Origin of the sequence: Amycolatopsis sp. NPDC048633, assembly GCF_040650695.1 — a bacterium.
In the GTDB taxonomy this organism is placed as follows: domain Bacteria; phylum Actinomycetota; class Actinomycetes; order Mycobacteriales; family Pseudonocardiaceae; genus Amycolatopsis.
In genome coordinates this window covers 127,796-145,248 of record NZ_JBEZHS010000007.1, presented here as the reverse complement: position 1 = coordinate 145,248, position 17,453 = coordinate 127,796, and the positions used below count along the sequence as shown (strand labels likewise).

Below are 17,453 nucleotides of genomic sequence, written 5' to 3'. Positions count from 1 at the left end.
TCGTCAGGGGGAACGTATGCGCAAACTTGTCCTGCTCCCGGCTGTCCTGGTCGCCGGGTCGATCTCCGTCCTCACGGCTCCCGCGGCTTCGGCCGCGGACGGGTTCGTGCCGTCCGCCACCGTCGCACGGGCGTCCTGGGGGTACGTCGAAGCGGCGACGCCGACGACCGCCCACGCGGGTGGCACCGGAACCGCCCCGGTCGGCACCACACTGCGCGGCGCGACGGCGGCCCGGTCGTTCTTCACCTTCGACGTCACCCGGTTCAAGGGGACGCACGTCGTCTCGGCCGCGTTGACGGCGAAGGAAACCCGCGCCGCGGACTGCGGTAAGCGCTCCCTGGAGCTGTGGCGCACCGCGCCGTTCACCTCGCGCTCGTCGTGGGTGAAGCCGCCCGCGGAGCTGGAACGCCTGGCCACCGCGGGAAAGCCCGCGTCGGGCTGCGTCGTCGCGGACGCCCGGTTCGACGTCACCGCCGCGCTGGCCGCGGCGGCCGCGCGGGGGGACGCCCAGGTGACGCTCGAGCTGCGAGTCCCGGCCGGGCAGGAGTTCGACCCGCGCTACGCCCGGGACTTCGCCGACAACGTCGCGCTGCAGGTCGGCTACGACGCCGCGCCCGCCGCGCCCACGGCCCTCGAGAACAACGACGTCGCCTGCACGCCCGCCGCGCCGGGCACCTACCTCAACCCGAACCACCGCGACTTCACCCCGTCGGTCGTCATGAGCGGGAACTTCACCGATCCCGACGCGGGTGACGAGCTGACCGCGCGCTACGAACTGTGGCCGGCGGACCAGCCCGCGGCGAAGCGGCAGCTCGACGCACCCGTGTACGAGGGCGGGTCCGGCTCGGTGCTGGTGAAGAGCGAGGAACTCACCGAAGGCACCACCTACGCCTGGCACGCTCGCGGCGACGACGGCACGGACGTCTCGCCGTGGGGCACCACCTGCTACTTCACCGTCGACCGCGTCGTGCCGAACGCGCCTGCCGTCACCTCCGACGTCTACCGGACCGACGTGGGCGGCGAGCAGGGTGACGTCGGCGTGCCGGGGCACTTCACCTTCAGCGCCAACGGTTCCGGCGACGTCGTCTCCTACGAGTACTCCATCGCGACGGGCGGCTGGACCGACCCGCAGACCGTGACCCCGGAGCACCCGGGCGGCCCGGTGACGGTCACCTGGGCCCCCAAGGACTCGGGCTGGACGTACGTCTACGCCTTCGCGATTGACCGGGCTGGCAACCGCTCGCAGTCGCTGTCGACGGGCTTTTACGTCAGCGAGTCGCGGCCCGACATCTGGTCGGTGCAGTACCCGCAGGGCTGGACCACCCTCGAGGGCGGCGTCGGGATCCCCGGCGTCTTCACGTTCTCGCCGATGACGCTGGAGGACGTCGTCGAGTACCAGTACCGGCTCGACGACGGCCCGACCCTGAGCGTGCCCGCGGGCGACGACCACAAGGGTGCCGCGACCATCACCCCGCAGACCGGTGGGTTCCACGACGTGTACGTGCGGAGCAAGACCGCGTCGGGCTACGTCGGGGCGGAGCGCGGGTACCACTTCCAGGTCGACGACATGCCGACCGTCACCGGCGCGGACGGCCTGATCCTGCTCGGCGCGCCGCGAACCATGACTTTCGCGCCGCGCGCGGCCGGTGTCACGTCCTACGACTACGCGTTCATCCTCAACGGGGGTTCGCCGGGCACGGTCAAGTCGGTGCCGGCCGGCCTGGACGGCACGGCCACCATCACCTGGACGCCCGACCGCACCGACTACATCCAGCTCCGGATCCGCAGCCACAGCGGGACGGCCGAGCCGACCCTCGAACGGTCCGTCGGCCTGACCATCGACGGCGCCGCGCCCACGGTGACGGTGACCGGGGGCGCGCACCCCGGTGAGACCGCCGAAGCCGTGTTCAGCAGCAAGGTGCCGGGGGTCGCGAAGTACCAGTACTCGATCGGCTCCGAAGTTCCGCGCACCATCGCGGCTCGTGCCGACGGCACCGCCGCGGTCACCTGGGTCCCGGTCACCGGCGGCTGGCAGACGGTCCGGGCCCAGGCGGTCACGGCGGACGGGATCACCACCGACCCGGGCTGGGGTTCCGTCTACGTCCACGACGAGCCGGGGATCACCTCGGCGGAGTTCCCGGAGGACGGCACCACGGCCGGGCACCCGGGCCGGTTCACCCTGGTGGCCCACCAGCCGGGCGCCGTCGAGTTCGTCTACACACTGGGCGGCGGCGAAGTGACCCTGCCGGTCGGCCCGGACGGCCGGGCCTCCTTCGACTGGACGCCGCCGGGCTACGACGACTACCGGCTCACCGCGCGGACGCGGGATGCCGCCGGGACGTCTTCGACGCAGCAGACGTACGACTTCGACGTGTTCACCCAGCCGGTCATCAGCTCCGGCGACTACCCCGAAGGGGAGTTCGGTGGGGGACCGGGCGTGCCCGGGACGTTCCACTTCTCGACGGCGTCGGACTCGGCGGCGAGCTACGACTACACCTTCTCGGGCCCGTCGGAGGACGAGAGCGGCACGGTCGCGGCCGGTCCGGACGGCCGGGCGACGCTGACGTGGACGCCGCGCGAGCCCGGGTACTACTCGCTGACGGTTTCGCACCTTTACGGCACCGGCGGGTACAAGACCGAGCGCTACTACTCGTTCTTCGTCCGGGAAGGCGCCTCTTCGTGACCGAGTTTTCCTTTCCCCCGGCACCGCCCGAGCCGGTCGAACCGCGCTCGAGCCTGCGCGTGGTGCTGGTGCTGATCGCCGTGGCGGTGCTCGGCGCCGGCGCCGGCGGGTACGGCTTCGGCCGGATGGTGCTGGGGTACGAGGCTTACGCGATGCAGAGCGAGAACATGAGCCCGACCCTGGCGCCCGGCGACCGGCTCGTCGTGCGCAAGGCCGACGACGCCGAGGTGCGCCGTGGGGATCTCGTCGCCATCGACCTGAGTGCGTACGCCGAATCGAGCCGCGACGGAGTCAGTGTCGTCCGCGTGGTCGGGGTCGCCGGGGACACGGTCGCCTGCTGCACCGACGAGCACCTCTCGGTCGACGGCAAGCCGATCACCGAGCCCTACATCACGCCCGGCTACGAAGGTCTCTTCGAGTTCTCCGCGAAGGTGCCCGAGGGCGCGATCTTCGTCGAGGGCGACAACCGGGGCAATTCCGACGACTCACGGTTCAGCGGCCCGGTGCGGTTGTCCGGCGTCATCGGGGTCGTGGTCGCCACCGGCACGGTCGTCACCCCGAAGCCACTGGCCCCGGTCACCGCGTTCACCGACGCGGGCCTGCCCGGAACGCCGTACTCCGACGGCACTCTGACCGGCCTGCGGTGGTGGATCCTCGGCGGGTTCGTGCTGTTCGCCGGCGCCGTCATCGGGCTGATCGTGACCGCCGTCCGGAGCGCCGGAAGACGACGAAGAGCAGCCGTAGCCCCACCAGCGCGCTGATCACCAGGAGGTTGTAGCCGAACACCTGGTGCAGCGTCAGGTCGGCCGCGATGCGGGGCCCACCCGTGCCCGTCAGGAGGAGCACCGCCATCAGGCCGGTCGCCGCGCCGACGAAGGCCAGCAGGACCTCGTGCACCAGGCTCGTGACGACGTCGCGGTCGCGCCCGTCGGAGAACAGGCGGACGTTCACCGACAGCCGGCCCTCCTCCAGGGCCGCGCCGATGCGGTCGACGCGGCGGGGGATGCGGCGCAGCACCGGCAGCAGCGCCAGCACCTCGGTGAGCGCGGTGTGGCGCAGCGAGTCCGGCCGCAGCCGGGCGCCGACCTGCTCGACGGCGAACGCGCGGGACTCGGCCACGACGTCGAACGCGGGATCCAGCGCGGCCAGGGTGCCCTCCACCGTGGCGAGCGCCCGGAACACCGCGGCGACCGGCGGCGGCACGCTCAGCCGGAAGTCCGCGACCACCCGGAAGAGGCCGGTGAACAGGTCGAGACCGGCGGTGCGGCCGGGCCCGAAGTGCCGGGCGACCAGGGCGCCGAGGGCGCGTTCGAGGCGCTGCTCGTCGATGTCGTCCGTGCGGTCGACGATCTCCAGCAGCCCGTCGCGCAGGGCGGCCGGGTCGCCGCGGTCCAGAGCCAGCACCAGGTTCTGCAGGCCGCCGCGCAGCCCGGCGTCGAGCCGGCCGACCGAACCGAAGTCGAGCAGGCCCAGGCGGCCGTCGGCCAGCAGCATGAGGTTGCCGGGATGCGGGTCGGCGTGGAAGACGCCGCCGACCATCACCTGGTCGAGCAGGCACCGCAGGAGGGACCGCGCGAGCCGCTTGCGGTCGGCCGCCGGTGCCGTCTCCAGGGGCTTGCCGTCCAGTCGGGACATGACGAGGACGCGCTCGGTGGACAGTTCTTTGTGGACGGTCGGCAGGGCGACGTCCGGGCACGAAGTCGCGGTCACGGCGGCGATGTTGCGGGCTTCGATGGTGAAGTCGAGCTCCTCGGCCAGCGCTTCGGCGAACCCGTCGGCGAGTTCGGCGACCCCGAGCGAGCGCGCCCAGTCCGCGCGGTCCTCCAGCGCCGCGGCGACGCGGCGGACGATGTCGATGTCGCGTTCGGCCTGCTCCCGCACGCCCGGGCGCTGGACCTTGACCACGACGTCCTCGCCGCCGCGCAGCTTCGCCCGGTAGACCTGCGCGACCGACGCGGTGGCCAGCGGTTCCGGGTCGAACTCGGCGAAGACGTCGTCGGGGGAGCCGCCCAGCTCCTCGGTCAGCACGGCCCAGACGGCGTCGGCCTTCGCGGGCGCCACCTGGTCCTGAAGCTTGCCGAGCTCGTCGACGAACACCGGGGGCAGCACGTCCGCGCGGGTCGAAAGCAGCTGGCCGAGCTTCACGAACGTCACGCCGCCTTCCTCCAGCGCGCGGCGCAGGGACCGGGCGAGCTTGGCGTGCCGTCCCGGCGCGAGATCGGGGTCGCGGCGGCCGGCGAGGTAGCGGCCGAGGCCGTGCTTGATGGCGATCCGGCTGATCTGCGAGTACCGCCGGGCGCGCAGGATCTTGGTGCGCACCGCGCGTAGCCGGAACCCGCCCGGCAGGGCCATTTCCGCGACCAGGAGGAAGATCAGCGTCGCGAGGAAAGCGCTGCCCGCCAACGGGATCAGCAGGCCGACGGCCGCGCCGCCGTTGTGCCGCAGGGAAAGCGGGAACGCCTGGCCGATGCCGCCCGCGACGAGCCAGCCGAACCCGGCGCCGCACAGCGCGCGGACAGCGCCGATCCGCACCCCGAGCACCCGCCGCGACGCGACCACCAGCGGCCACAGCACGAGCGCGTAGAGGGGGAGGGTCAGCAGCCCCAGCAGGATGTCCATGCCGCAGAGCAGACCACGGTGGCCGGCCCGGACGGCTCATGCGGCGGCGGGACCGGGCTCCCTCTCGCGAGGGAGCTACTTTCGGCCGTGGCCCGGATCGTTCGTGGACTTCTAACCTGATCGCGCGCACCACGGTGAAGTGTTCTCTAAACCGGACGAAGGAGACACGATGAACGGACGCCTGATCGGCCGGGTCCTGGCGCTCGCCACGGCCGTCGCGGCCCCGCTGGGCCTGGGGCTCGCGGTCGCCCCCGGCGCCGAAGCGGCCGCCGTCACGACGCTGTACTACAGCTCTTCGGGCGCGTCGGACTACCTTGCCCAGATCGACCAGGGCGCGGCCAACTGGAACGCCGTCGTCACCGACGTGAAGCTGGTCAAGCGGACCTCGGGGGCGACGATCAAGTTCCACGAGATCCACAGCGGCGGCTCGTACACGAACACGGACGGCCACGGCCGCGGCGACATCTACCTGGACACGAGCCAGGTGGCCGAGGGCTTCGACCCGACCCGCATCGCGGCGCACGAGCTGGGCCACAACCTCGGCCTGCCCGACCACTACACCGGGCCGTGCACGGAGCTGATGTCCGGCCACGGCCCCGGCACGGCGTGCAAGAACGCGAAGCCTTCGTCGGCCGAGGCGGCGAAGGTGCAGTCCTTGTGGGTGAACGGCTTCGCGGCTTCGGAGCTGCGCAAAGTGGCTTACTAGCCGTTTGACGCCCGGTTGCCCACAGCTCGGCCGAGTTGTGGGCAACCAGGGTTGCCGAGACCGCCGGCGCGTGCGCTCCACCTCGAGAGGGAGGCGCCCGAACCCGCTGCCTGCGAAGATCGACCGGTGCGCGTACTCCGCCCCCTGACGAGCAAGGCGACCTACCGCCGCTGGGTGTACCTCGTCCTCGGCGGGGCCATCAGCGTGCCCTACCTGCTGTTCTCCGCGGTCGCCGTGCCGTCGCTGCTGCCGTTCGTCACCACGGTGGAACGCGCCACCGTCATCGGGGGCCTGCTCACCCTGGTCGTGCTCGCCGGGACCGCCTTCCTGCCCGCGGTGCACGTGCTGGAGTCCACCGCGGTCCGCGAGCTGCTCGACGACCCCGTGCCGGACGCACCCGCGAAACCCCGCACCCGGCCGGGCCGGCGGCGCGCCGCCGCGATGTTCGTGCTGCACGTCGTCGCCGGGTTCGTGGTCAGCCTCTTCAGCCTCGCCGCACCGGTCGCGGTCGGGGTCTCGGTCAGCGCCGTGTTCACCGGGCACCTCTTCCAGACCGCCGAGGGAGCCGAGGTCACGGTGCCGAAGGGCTGGCCTTCGGTGTGGCTGCCCGTCGTGTTCGTCTTCGGCGTGGTCGTGCTGATCCACCTCGTCCGGGCGATCGGCGGCGGGCTGCGGCGGGTCGCCGTCCGGCTGCTCGGGATGACCGCGGCCGACCGGATCGCCCAGCTGGAACGGCGGACCGGGCAGCTCGCCGAACGCAACCGCCTGGCCCGGGAGCTGCACGACTCGGTCGGGCACGCGCTGAGCGTCGTCACCGTCCAGGCGGGTGCCGCCCGGCGGACGCTGCGCACCGACCCGGACTTCACCGAACGCGCACTGGGCGCGATCGAGGAGTCCGCCCGCACGGCCCTCGATGACCTCGACCACGTCCTCGGGCTGCTGCGGGAGGAGGCGGCGGGCCGGGCACCGCAGCCGGCGCTGACCGAGCTCGCGACCCTGCTCGAAACGACGCGGCTGGCCGGCACCGACGTCACCGCCGAAATCGAGGGCGACCTGGCCGGCGTGCCCGCGGTGGTGTCGCGCGAGGTGTACCGGATCCTGCAGGAATGCCTGACCAACGCCGTGCGGCACGCCGGTAGGGTCCCGGTGACGGTGGTCGTCGACGTCACGGCGCACGGCCTGGTCGCCCGGGTCGCCAACCCGCTGGGGACCGGTTCGGGCCGCACCGGCGGCGGCCGCGGCCTGCGCGGGATGACCGAACGGGTGGAAGTGCTCGGCGGCGAACTGTCGGCCGGGCGGGTGGACGAGCGGTGGGAGGTCGTGGTGCGGGTGCCGTGGGGGAGCGGGCGATGAGCGCCGGGGTGCTGCTGGTCGACGACGAGCCGCTGATCCGCGCCGGGCTGCGGGCGATCATCGACAGCGAGGAAGACCTTTCGGTGCTGGGCGAAGCCGCCGACGGCGCCGAGGTGCCCGGCCTGGTGACCCGGCTGCGCCCGGACGTCGTGCTGATGGACGTGCGGATGCCCGCGGTGGACGGGATCCGCGCCACCACGCACCTGATGTCCACCATGGACAGCCCGCCGAAGGTGATCGTGGTGACCACCTTCGAGAACGACGACTACGTGTACGACGCCCTGGTCGCCGGCGCCAGCGGGTTCCTGCTGAAGCGGGCCCGGCCGGAGGAGATCGTCGCGGCGATCCGGACGGTGCTGGCGGGCGAGTCCCTGCTGTTCCCGGCGGCGATCCGCCGCCTGGCGGCCCAGCACGCGCCGGCCCCCTCCGGTGACGGCCTGACCGGCGCGGGGCTGACCGAACGCGAGCGCGAAGTGCTGCGGCTGATGGCCGGCGGGTTGTCCAATGTGGAGATCGCCGGGGAGCTGTACCTCGGGATCCAGACGGTGAAGACCCACGTGGGCAACGTGCTGGCCAAGCTGGGCGCGCGCGACCGGACCCAGGCGGTGATCCGGGCGTACGACTCCGGCTTCGTGACCCCCGGCGGCTAGCGGCGGCTACGGACGCACTCCGGGCCGCTACTGCTGATACGGCCCGCTCGGCGGCTGGTACCCCGGCGGCGGGGGTTGCTGGAACCCCTGCGGCGGCGGGAATCCCGGCTGCTGCTGGTATCCCGGCTGCTGCTGCTGGAACCCCGCCTGCTGCTGGTATCCCGGCTGCTGCGGAAAGCCCTGCTGCACCGGGTATCCCGGCGGCGGGGCGAAGCCGGGCTGCTGCGCCGCGGGCACGGCCTGCGCGACCGGGCCGGAGCCCTGACCGGCCCGGCGCCGGATCGCGACGACCAGCCGCCAGCCGCACAAGGCCCCGATCCCCGCGCCGATCCCGAACGTGACCCACCGGCCGCCGTTCTTGAAGGTGCTCGCGCTGTCGATCGATTCCTGGCGCTTCTCTTCGTAGGTCTCGCTGGTCGTCTGGCCGTACTGGGTCCGGTCGCAGGTCTGCCCCGGCCGCATCTCTTCGCTGCCGCACAGCACCTTGCCGCTGGGTTCCCCCGAACCGAACAGGCCGAGCGCCACCAGGCTCAGCCCGAACAGCAGGCCGATCGACCACCACACCACGCTTTTCACTGCGTTTCCCCTCGACAACACCCCGGTTTGCGGACATATCAGACCACGAACCGGACTGTGACGCACACGCATCCGGCGTCACTGGCCGCTTTAGGACACCGTCCTAGCCGAGGTCGTCGATCAGGGCCTGGATGGCCGCCGCCATCGCCGCCGGGTCGCCGTCGGCCGGGCGCAGCACCAGGTCGGGCGAGGTAGGCCGCTCGTACGGCGCGTCGATCCCAGTGAACCCCTGGATCTCGCCGGCGCGCGCCTTCGCGTACATCCCCTTCGGGTCGCGCGCCTCGCACACCTCCAGAGGTGTGTCCACGAACACCTCCACGAACGGCAGGTCCCCGGAGACCGCCCGTGCCGACGCGCGATCCGACGCGTAAGGACTGATCAGCGACGCGATCGCCACCACGCCCGCGTCCGCGAACAGGCGGGCCACCTCCGCCACCCGCCGGACGTTCTCCGCGCGGTCCGCCGGGCTGAAGCCCAGGCCCTTGTTCAACCCGTGGCGCAGGTTGTCGCCGTCCAGGAGGTACGCCGGGCGGCCCGCCGCGACCAGGCGGCGTTCCAGCTCCACCGCCACCGACGACTTGCCCGACGCCGACAGCCCGGTCAGCCACACCGTCGCGCCGCGGGTCGGGCGGTCCTCGCGCCGGACCGCCGCCGTGTGCCAGACGACCGGGGACAGAGGAGCGCCGGTGATCATGCCCGCCGCGACCGTGTCGCCGGTGTGCTCGTCCACCAGCAGGAACCCGCCCGTGGCGCGGTTGCGGCGGTACGGGTCGAACAGCAGCGGCGCGCGGGTGCGCAGCCGGATCCGGCCGATGTCGTTCAAGGACAACGACTCCGCGGAGTCGCGGTGCAGGGTCGTCACGTCGAGGCGGTACTCCAGCCGCTCCACCGTCCCGCGCGTCTCGGTCGTCGTGTGCCGGACGACGTACGAAGAACCCGGCGTCAAGGAAGACCGCGAGGAGAACCAGCACACCAGCGCGTCGACCTCGCGGGCCGACTCGGCGCGGTTGCCCGGGCGGCACAGCATCGCGCCGCGGCCGAGGTCGAGGTCGTCGGCCAGCTCGACCGCCACCGCCTGCCCGGTGAACGCCTCGGCCAGGGGCTTGCCGCCGGGACCCCACACCGCGCGCACCTTCGAGGTGAACCCCGACGGCAGCGCCACGACCTCGTCGCCCGGCTTGAACACGCCGCCGGCGATGGTGCCCGCGTAGCCGCGGAAGTCGGACCGGCGGATCACGTACTGCACCGGGAACCGGGCGTCGATCAGGTTGCGGTCGGACGCGACGTGCACCTCTTCGAGCTGGTGCAGCAGCGACGTCCCTTCGTACCAGGGCATGCTCGCGCTGCGGTGGACGACGTTGTCGCCGTGCAGCGCCGAAACCGGCACGAACGTCAGGTCGGCGACGTCCAGCTTCATCGCGAACCGCCGGAAGTCCTCGCGGATCTCGTCGAACCGCTCCTGCGACCAGTCGACGAGGTCCATCTTGTTCACGCACACCACGAGATGCCCGATCCCGAGAAGCGACGCGAGGAACGCGTGCCGCCGCGACTGCTCGAGGACACCTTTGCGCGCGTCGACGAGGACCAGCGCGAGGTCGGCCGTCGACGCGCCGGTCACCATGTTCCGCGTGTACTGCAGGTGCCCCGGGGTGTCCGCGATGATGAACTTCCGCTTGGGCGTGGCGAAGTAGCGGTGCGCGACGTCGATGGTGATGCCCTGCTCGCGCTCGGCGCGCAGGCCGTCGGTGAGCAGCGCGAGGTCCGGGTAGTCCTCGCCGCGCTCGCGGCTGGCGCGTTCGACGGCGGCGAGCTGGTCGGTGAAGATCGCCTTCGAGTCGAACAGCAGCCGGCCGATCAACGTGGACTTGCCGTCGTCCACGCTGCCCGCCGTGGCGATCCGCAGCAGCTGCATCAGAAGTAGCCTTCCCGCTTGCGGTCTTCCATGCCTGCTTCGGAAATCCGGTCGTCCGCCCGGGTCGCACCCCGTTCGGTGACGCGGGTGGCGGCGACCTCGGCGACCACTTCGGACGGGGTCGCCGCCGACGATTCGACGCAGCCGGTGCACGTGGCGTCGCCGACGGTCCGGAATCGCACGGTCGTCTCGTACGGCGTCTCGCCGTCCACAAGGGACAGGAATCGCGTGGCGGCCAGCAGCATGCCGTCGCGCTGGACGACCTCTCGGCGATGCGCGTAATAAAGCGGCGGCAGGGCGATCCGCTCGTCGCGGATGTACTGCCAGATGTCGAGCTCGGTCCAGTTCGAGAGCGGGAAGACGCGGATGTGCTCACCGCGCCGGTGCCGCCCGTTGTAGAGGTTCCACAGCTCCGGGCGCTGCGCCCGCGGGTCCCACTGGCCGTGCTCGTCGCGGAAGCTGAACACGCGCTCCTTCGCCCGCGCCTTCTCCTCGTCGCGGCGGGCGCCGCCGAACACGGCGTCGAAGCCGCCTTCGCGGATCGCCCGCAGCAGCGTGACCGTCTGCAGCCGGTTGCGGCTGGCTCCCGGCCCGGTCTCCTCGACGACCCGGCCGGCGTCGAGGTCGTCCTGCACGCTCGCGACGTGCAGCCGCAGGCCCAGCGCCTCGACCGTCTCGTCGCGGAAGCGCAGCACCTCGTCGAAGTTGTGGCCGGTGTCGACGTGCAGCACGGGGAAGGGCAGCGGCGCCGGCCAGAACGCCTTCGCGGCGGCGTGCAGCATCACCACCGAGTCCTTGCCGCCGGAGAAGAGCAGGACCGGGCGTTCGAAGGTCGCCGCGACCTCGCGGAAGACGTGCACGGCCTCCGCTTCGAGCGCGGCGAGGTGCGACAGCTCGTACGAGGTCACGGACACCGGAAAAAAGTAGAACATGTTCTTGTCATCGGTCAAGCGGTGCGGGACCCTGGGGGCATGGACCTGGTCGTACTCGAAGAGATCCGCCGGCTGAAGTACCGCTACCTCCGCGCGGTCGACCTGAAGCAGTGGGACGAGGTGGCCGACACCTTCACTGTCGACGCCACGGCCGACTACGGGACGCACGCCGTGGGCGGCGACGGGAAGAAGTTCGAGGGTCGCGACGCGATCGTCGAGTTCCTCACCAAGAGTCTCGGCAACGGCATCATCACCGTCCATCACGCAGGTCAGCCCGAGATCGAGGTCGACGGCGACACCGCGACCGGACGCTGGGCGTTCACCGACAAGGTCATCGTGCCCGACCACAAGGTGATCATCGAGGGCGCCGCGTTCTACGAGGACACCTACCGCCGGGAGGCCGACGGCGCCTGGCGGATGTCGCACATCGGGTACGTCCGGACCTACGAGTCGATGCTCTCGTGGGCGGACAACCCGGGCTTCCGGCTGCTCGCGAACCGCTGGGCCGTGCCGGCATGATCGAGAACGAGTTCTCGTTGACCCGGCCGTTCGCCGACGCGATCGTCGAGGCCGAGAAGCTGCTCGCCGGGGCGCCGCACGTGAAGACCGAGCAGGACCTCCTCGAGGGCTACGACTACCTCGCCGGGAGCATCCGCGCGTCGCTGCAGATGGCCTGGGCCTACCAGCGCGACTTCCCGTACTTCACCGCGTCCACCGGGCCCTACACCAAGATGGGCCTGGACAACCCGGACACGCTCTACTTCAACGCGAACATCCGCGCCGACCGCGAGTACCTCGTCACCGGCGTCCGGGGGACCACCGCCGACCTGAGCTTCCAGATCCTCAACGGCGACTACTCGCCGGTCGTGGTGCCCGACAGCCTCGCCGCGTTCGACGACCGCGCGATCGAGATCGGGGCCGACGGCCGGTTCGAGCTGCGCTTCGGCCCGGCGCGCGAGAACCCGGGGCCGAACTACTTCGTCCTCGGCGAGGGCTCGTCGATGCTCGTCGTCCGCGAGGTCCACAGCGACTGGGCGACCGAGAAGCGCGGCGAGATCCGCATCCGGTGCGTCGACACGGCGGGCCAGTCGCCGCCGGTGCCGGACCGCTCCGCGCTCGCGAAGCGCTACGGCGTCACCGGCAAGATCCTGCTGAGCCGGCTCAAGACGTTCCTGGCCTTCCCGAAGTGGTTCTACGACGACCTGCCGGTGAACACGATGACCGAGCCGCGCTCGACGCCGGGCGGGCTGACCACGCAGTTCTCCTCGGCCGGGCACTACGAGCTCGGCGACGAAGAGGCGATGGTCGTCACCGTGCCCCGCTGCGCCGACGCGCCGTACCAGGGCATCCAGCTCGGCAGCCTCTGGTACGTCTCGCTCGACTACATCAACCACCAGACGAGCCTCACCGCCGACCAGGCCCGCGTCGACCCGGACGGGAAGATCCGGTTCGTGATCAGCGAGCGCGACCCCGGCGTCGCGAACTGGCTGGAGCGCACCGGGCACGAGCGCGGGTACGTCCAGATCCGCTGGCAGCGGCTCGCGCGGGACCTCGGCCCGGACGACGGCCCGGTCGTCGAGATCGTCAAGGTGGACGAGCTGCCCGACCGGCTGCCGTTCTACGGCGAGGCGCGGGTGACGCCCGAGGAATGGTCGGCGAGGATCGCGGCCCGGCAGGACGCCGTCGCCGCCCGGATGCTGGGGTGAGCATGGAGAACCTGTTGCAGGGCAAGGTGGTCGTGGTCTCGGGCATCGGCCCGGGGCTCGGCCGGTCGATCGCCGTGCGCAGCGCCATGGCGGGAGCGGACGTCGTGCTCGCCGCGCGCACCGAGTCGCGGCTCACCGAGGTCGCCAAGGAGGTCACCGACCTCGGCCGCCGGGCGGTCGCGGTCCGGACCGACATCGACGACGAAGAGTCCGCCGCGCACTTGGTGAGCGAGGCCGTCGAGGCGTTCGGCCGGGTCGACGCGGTGGTGCACAACGCCTTCGCCGTCCCGCCGCTGACCGACCTGGCCACTGTGGACCTCGACGCCGTCCGCAAGGGCTTCGAGACCGCGGGGATCTCCGTGCTCCGGCTGACGCGGCTGTTCCTGCCCGCGCTCAAGGAGAGCAAGGGCTCGCTGGTGATGATCAACTCGGCGGTGCTGCGGCATTCGCGGCGCACGTTCGGCGCGTACAAGATGGCGAAGTCGGCGCTGCTGTCGCTGTCGCAGAGCCTCGCCAGCGAACTCGGGCCGGACGGCATCCGCGTCAACACGGTCGCGCCCGGGTACATCTGGGCGCCGAACCTCAAGTGGTACTTCAATTATCTGGCCAAGGAACGCGGCATCACCGCGGAAGAGGTCTACGCGGAGACGGCGTCGACCATCGACCTGCGGAAGCTGCCGGAGCCCGACGAGATCGCCGACGCCGTGGTGTTCCTCGCCTCGCCGATGGCGCGCGCGATCACCGGGCAGTGCCTCGACGTCAACGGCGGCGAGTACCACCACTAGGAGGATCCATGCTCCCCGGCCGGGCCGACCTGGGCACGTTCGACGACCTGCACGCCTCGGCGTCGAAACTCACCGGGCTCGACGACTTCGGCGGTGACGAGTACGGCGAAGGCCTGCGTGTGCTGCTGGAGTCGTACGAGGCCGACGAGGACCTGACGCCGTTCGGCAACAAGGTGCACCGGGCGATGCTGCGCGGCGCGCTCGTGGCGAGGTTGCTCAGTGAGGCCGGCTGGAAGCAGCACCCGGCGTCGGCTTCCGTGGCGATCGAGCGGCCGATCTTCGTCACCGGCCTGCCGCGCACCGGCACCACCGCGCTGCACCGGCTGCTCGCCGAGGACCCGGGGCACCAGGGCCTGGAAGTCTGGCTCGCCGAGGTCCCGCAGCCGCGGCCGCCGCGGGAGACGTGGGCGGACAACCCCGTCTACCAGGGGATCCAGGCCGGCTACGAACGCCACCACGTCGAACACCCGGAGTTCATGGGCGTGCACCACATGTCCGCGGACCAGGTGGAGGAGTGCTGGCAGCTGCTGCGCCAGTCGATGCGGTCGCTGTCGTTCGAGTGCCTCGCGCACGTGCCGCGCTACTCGCGCTGGCTCGCGAAACAGGACTGGACGGACGCCTACGCCCGGCACCGGCGCAACCTGCAGCTGATCGGGCTACCGGACGCGGGCAAGCGGTGGGTGCTCAAGAACCCGAGCCACCTCTTCGCGCTGGACGCGCTGATGGCGGCCTACCCGGACGCGCTCGTGATCCAGACTCACCGGGCGCCGCGGACGATCATGGGCTCGATGTGCAGCCTGGCGGAGAAGGCCGCCGACGGCTGGTCGACGAAGTTCCGCGGCGAGGTGATCGGCAAGTCCCAGCTCGACCTGTGGGCCCGCGGCGCCGACGAGTTCCACGCGGCCCGCGCCCGGTACGACTCGACGCAGTTCTGCGATGTGGCGTACGAGGACTTCGTCGCCGACCCGATCGGCACGGTGTCCACTGTGTACGACCACTTCGGACTGACGTTCACCGAGGACGCGCGGGCGGCGATGACCGCGCTGCACGGGGAAAGCCGGTCAGGGGAGCGGAAACCGGTCCACCGCTACAGCCTGGAGGACTTCGGTCTGACGCCCGAGGAGGTCGACGAGCGGTTCGCGGGCTACCTGCGCGCGTACTACTGATCGGCCGGGATCGGCTCCGCCAGCGCCGCTCGTGAGGAAGCAGCCGGGAACGGGTCGGCGAAGTACTGCGTTTCGTGCGTGACGAGATCGCCGGAGAACTCCATGATGCTCACCGTGCGGGTCGGCGCGCCGTCGTAGGTGATCACGCACTCGCTGACCCAGAGGTCACCGCCGCCCTGGATGCGGCGGATCGTGAAATGGCGCTCGGCCGGGTGGCCGCCGCGTTGCGCCTGGATCTTCGCGCGGCCCCGGAAGCGTTCGCCGGACTGCGGGTAGTCCAGGATCGCGTCGTCGGCGTAGATCGCGTGCTCGCGCTCGACGTCTCCGCGTTCCGAAGCGGTCCAGTGCTCGGCGATCGCTGCGTGGATCTCGGCGTCCATGCCGGAACCCTACGCCGTGATCAGCTCGACCACCTCGGCCATCGACGGGCCGGCGGCCATCTCGGCGGCCAGCTCCTTCGCCCGGTCCCGGTAGCGCGGCTCGGTCAGGACGGCGCGGACGTCACGCTTGATCGTTCGTGGCGAGACCGACGCCCGGGCGCGGCCGATGCCGGCGCCGGACCACGTGACCCGGGCCGCCACTTCGCGCTTGTCCTGGCTCGCCCCGACCACGACCAGCGGCACCCCGTGGCGGAGGGCGTGGTTGACGCCGCCGTACCCGCCGTTGCCGACCATCGCGGCGCAGCGGGGGAGCAGTTCGTCGTAGGGCAGGAAGTCGGCCACGCGAACGTTGGCGGGCAGCGGTCCCCGGCTCAGCTCGCCGCCGCACGTTGTCACGACGACCAGCACGTCTTCGTCGGCGAGGGCGTCGATGGCCGGTTCGACGAGGCGGCTCAGGTCGTCGTTCGCGATCGTCCCCTGGGTGATGTGCACGACCGGCCGGGAGCCGTCGAGGTCGCCCCACCACGGCGGCAGCGGGTACTCGGTCGCGGCGCTGACCGTCGTCGGGCCGATGAAGTGCAGCGGTGCGCCGGTGCGCGGGTATTCGAAGCCTGGGCAGGTCATCTGCAAGACGCCGTCGCTGTGCAGCGGCCAGTCCGCGAACAGCATGCCCGGGTCTTCGCCCAGCAGGTCGCGGGCTCGCCGCTGCGCCGGTCCGAGCACCCAGCGGGCGAACGTCTTCAGGACCGCGCTGTTCGGGCCGCTCGGCACCGGGGGCAGGAACGGCAGGAAGCCCAGCACGAGCACGCGCGGCCGGGGTTCGCGGCGCACCAGGGCCAGGCCCGCCATGAAGAGCGGGTCGCACAGGACGACGTCGACGTCGAGGTCCATAGAACCGAGCTGGGCGGGCATCGCGCTGACGAAGTTCGTGAGGTCGAACCGGGCGAGCTTCAGTCCCTTGAGACCGGCGCGGCCGGGGATCGAGCCGTCGAGGTCGGTTTCGTCGAAGTCGGCCGCCGGCGGCAGGACATTCACGCTGGCGCCGAGCTTCTCGAAGGTTTCCCGGTAGCGCGCCCCGGTGACGACGGCGACGTCGTGCCCGGCGGCGAGCAGGGCCGCGACGATCGGCTTGGTCGGGCCGACGTGGCCGCGAGCGGGTTGCACGCAGACGAGTACGCGGGCCATGGCTCCCCCTTGGTTGACCGATACGCTGTACTATCCAATTGATGACGATACCGGAATCCGGCGGCGCGCGGCGCCGCTACGAGTCACCGGTGCGCGAGGCCCGCGCCCGCCGCACCCGGGAACACGTGGTCGCGACCGCCGGGCGGCTGTTCGCCGAGCGCGGCTACGCGGGCACGAGCGTGCGGCAGATCGCCGCCGCGGCCGGGGTGAGCCTGGAGACGGTGACGCAGGCGGGGCGCAAGGCGGACCTGCTGCTGGCCGCGTTCCGGGCCGGGTTCGCGGGCGATCCGGACGCGGTCGACCTGGACGCGCTGGTGGGGCCGGCCGGACCGGCGGATCTGCCGGCGGTGGTCTCGCGGCTGGCCGAAGGGGTGCGCGGGTCCTTGCCGATCTGGCGCGCGTTCACGACCGCGGCGGCGGCCGACCCGGCGGTGGCGGCGGTCCGCGCGGAGCTGGCGGTGGCCCGCCGCACGGAGACCGTGGCGAGGTTGGAAGCGGCGGGCTTCGCTGCTTCGGCTCGGCTGGCGGACGCGATCGGGCTGCTCACCTCCCACGAGGCGTACGACCACCTGACGACCGTGTGCGGCTGGCCGCACGAGGACTACGTCGCTTGGACCGCCGCCGCGATCGGGGCCCAGCTCACTCTCGACTGGCGGGGGAAGCCAGAACCCGCGTGATCGGCGCCGGAACTCGCGTGTTCAGGTCCGGAACTCGCGTGATTCGGTCCGGTATCGCGAGTCACGGCTCCAGTCACGCCAGTTCCGGCTCCAGTCACGCCGGTTCCGGCTTCGGTCACGCTT

The 17,453-nt window shown here is 71.8% G+C and carries 16 protein-coding genes; 10 read left to right on the top strand and 6 right to left on the bottom strand.

The window, feature by feature from the left end; translation table 11 throughout:
* Window positions 1-16 precede the first annotated feature (16 nt).
* Both AB0C38_RS16275 and lepB read left to right on the top strand, forming a co-directional pair.
* On the top strand, window positions 17-2,683 hold the full coding sequence (locus AB0C38_RS16275) for a hypothetical protein (protein ID WP_360673068.1): 2,667 nt from the start codon (window positions 17-19) through the stop codon (window positions 2,681-2,683).
* Complete coding sequence (gene lepB / locus AB0C38_RS16270) at window positions 2,680-3,444, top strand: signal peptidase I (RefSeq protein ID WP_360673065.1); 765 nt, start codon at window positions 2,680-2,682, stop codon at window positions 3,442-3,444. The genes AB0C38_RS16275 and lepB overlap by 4 nt, the downstream gene beginning before the upstream one ends.
* On the opposite strand, the gene AB0C38_RS16265 is transcribed toward lepB, so the two are convergent.
* The gene (locus tag AB0C38_RS16265; protein WP_360673062.1) at window positions 3,368-5,302 is read right to left on the bottom strand and encodes an AarF/UbiB family protein; all 1,935 of its coding nucleotides are present in this window, start codon (window positions 5,300-5,302) and stop codon (window positions 3,368-3,370) included. The two genes, lepB and AB0C38_RS16265, sit on opposite strands and share 77 nt — an antisense overlap.
* A 169-nt stretch (window positions 5,303-5,471) precedes the next feature.
* Here AB0C38_RS16265 and AB0C38_RS16260 point away from each other — a divergent pair, with 169 nt between their 5' ends.
* The 3 genes from AB0C38_RS16260 (at window position 5,472) to AB0C38_RS16250 (ending at window position 8,011) form a co-directional block, all read left to right on the top strand.
* Entirely contained in the window at window positions 5,472-6,008 is a 537-nt protein-coding gene (locus tag AB0C38_RS16260; RefSeq protein WP_360673059.1) for a snapalysin family zinc-dependent metalloprotease, read from the top strand.
* Between the two features lie 126 nt (window positions 6,009-6,134).
* Entirely contained in the window at window positions 6,135-7,361 is a 1,227-nt protein-coding gene (locus AB0C38_RS16255) for a histidine kinase (RefSeq protein WP_360673056.1), read from the top strand.
* Window positions 7,358-8,011: a response regulator transcription factor gene (locus AB0C38_RS16250; RefSeq protein ID WP_360673053.1), complete on the top strand. Its 654-nt coding sequence runs from the start codon at window positions 7,358-7,360 to the stop codon at window positions 8,009-8,011. The genes AB0C38_RS16255 and AB0C38_RS16250 overlap by 4 nt, the downstream gene beginning before the upstream one ends.
* Before the next feature lie 27 nt (window positions 8,012-8,038).
* On the opposite strand, the gene AB0C38_RS16245 is transcribed toward AB0C38_RS16250, so the two are convergent.
* The 3 genes from AB0C38_RS16245 to cysD all read right to left on the bottom strand — a co-directional run bounded on the left by AB0C38_RS16245 (window position 8,039) and on the right by cysD (window position 11,431).
* Window positions 8,039-8,587 (bottom strand): hypothetical protein, encoded by a 549-nt coding sequence (locus AB0C38_RS16245; protein ID WP_360673050.1) that lies wholly within the window; start codon window positions 8,585-8,587, stop codon window positions 8,039-8,041.
* Between the two features lie 103 nt (window positions 8,588-8,690).
* Window positions 8,691-10,499 (bottom strand): adenylyl-sulfate kinase, encoded by a 1,809-nt coding sequence (cysC, locus tag AB0C38_RS16240; protein ID WP_360673047.1) that lies wholly within the window; start codon window positions 10,497-10,499, stop codon window positions 8,691-8,693.
* Window positions 10,499-11,431: a sulfate adenylyltransferase subunit CysD gene (cysD, locus tag AB0C38_RS16235; RefSeq protein WP_360673410.1), complete on the bottom strand. Its 933-nt coding sequence runs from the start codon at window positions 11,429-11,431 to the stop codon at window positions 10,499-10,501. The genes cysC and cysD overlap by 1 nt, the downstream gene beginning before the upstream one ends.
* Window positions 11,432-11,470: 39 nt before the next feature.
* On the opposite strand from cysD, the gene AB0C38_RS16230 reads away from it, so the two are divergent.
* The 4 genes from AB0C38_RS16230 to AB0C38_RS16215 are packed head-to-tail and all read left to right on the top strand — an operon-like array spanning window position 11,471 to window position 15,088.
* Window positions 11,471-11,950: a nuclear transport factor 2 family protein gene (locus tag AB0C38_RS16230; RefSeq protein ID WP_360673044.1), complete on the top strand. Its 480-nt coding sequence runs from the start codon at window positions 11,471-11,473 to the stop codon at window positions 11,948-11,950.
* The gene (locus AB0C38_RS16225; protein WP_360673041.1) at window positions 11,947-13,137 is read left to right on the top strand and encodes a hypothetical protein; all 1,191 of its coding nucleotides are present in this window, start codon (window positions 11,947-11,949) and stop codon (window positions 13,135-13,137) included. Before AB0C38_RS16230 ends, AB0C38_RS16225 begins: the two co-directional genes overlap by 4 nt.
* A gap of 2 nt (window positions 13,138-13,139) precedes the next feature.
* Window positions 13,140-13,922 (top strand): SDR family oxidoreductase, encoded by a 783-nt coding sequence (locus AB0C38_RS16220; RefSeq protein WP_360673038.1) that lies wholly within the window; start codon window positions 13,140-13,142, stop codon window positions 13,920-13,922.
* Window positions 13,923-13,930: 8 nt separating this feature from the next.
* Window positions 13,931-15,088 carry a sulfotransferase gene (locus AB0C38_RS16215; protein WP_360673035.1) on the top strand — a complete coding sequence of 386 codons (1,158 nt, stop codon included), beginning with the start codon at window positions 13,931-13,933 and terminating at the stop codon, window positions 15,086-15,088.
* On the opposite strand, the gene AB0C38_RS16210 is transcribed toward AB0C38_RS16215, so the two are convergent.
* Complete coding sequence (locus tag AB0C38_RS16210) at window positions 15,082-15,468, bottom strand: nuclear transport factor 2 family protein (protein ID WP_360673032.1); 387 nt, start codon at window positions 15,466-15,468, stop codon at window positions 15,082-15,084. The two genes, AB0C38_RS16215 and AB0C38_RS16210, sit on opposite strands and share 7 nt — an antisense overlap.
* Before the next feature lie 9 nt (window positions 15,469-15,477).
* The gene (locus AB0C38_RS16205) at window positions 15,478-16,653 is read right to left on the bottom strand and encodes a nucleotide disphospho-sugar-binding domain-containing protein (protein ID WP_360673029.1); all 1,176 of its coding nucleotides are present in this window, start codon (window positions 16,651-16,653) and stop codon (window positions 15,478-15,480) included.
* 41 nt (window positions 16,654-16,694) lie between these two features.
* Here AB0C38_RS16205 and AB0C38_RS16200 point away from each other — a divergent pair, with 41 nt between their 5' ends.
* Window positions 16,695-17,330: a helix-turn-helix domain-containing protein gene (locus AB0C38_RS16200; protein WP_360673026.1), complete on the top strand. Its 636-nt coding sequence runs from the start codon at window positions 16,695-16,697 to the stop codon at window positions 17,328-17,330.
* Window positions 17,331-17,453: the final 123 nt, after the last annotated feature.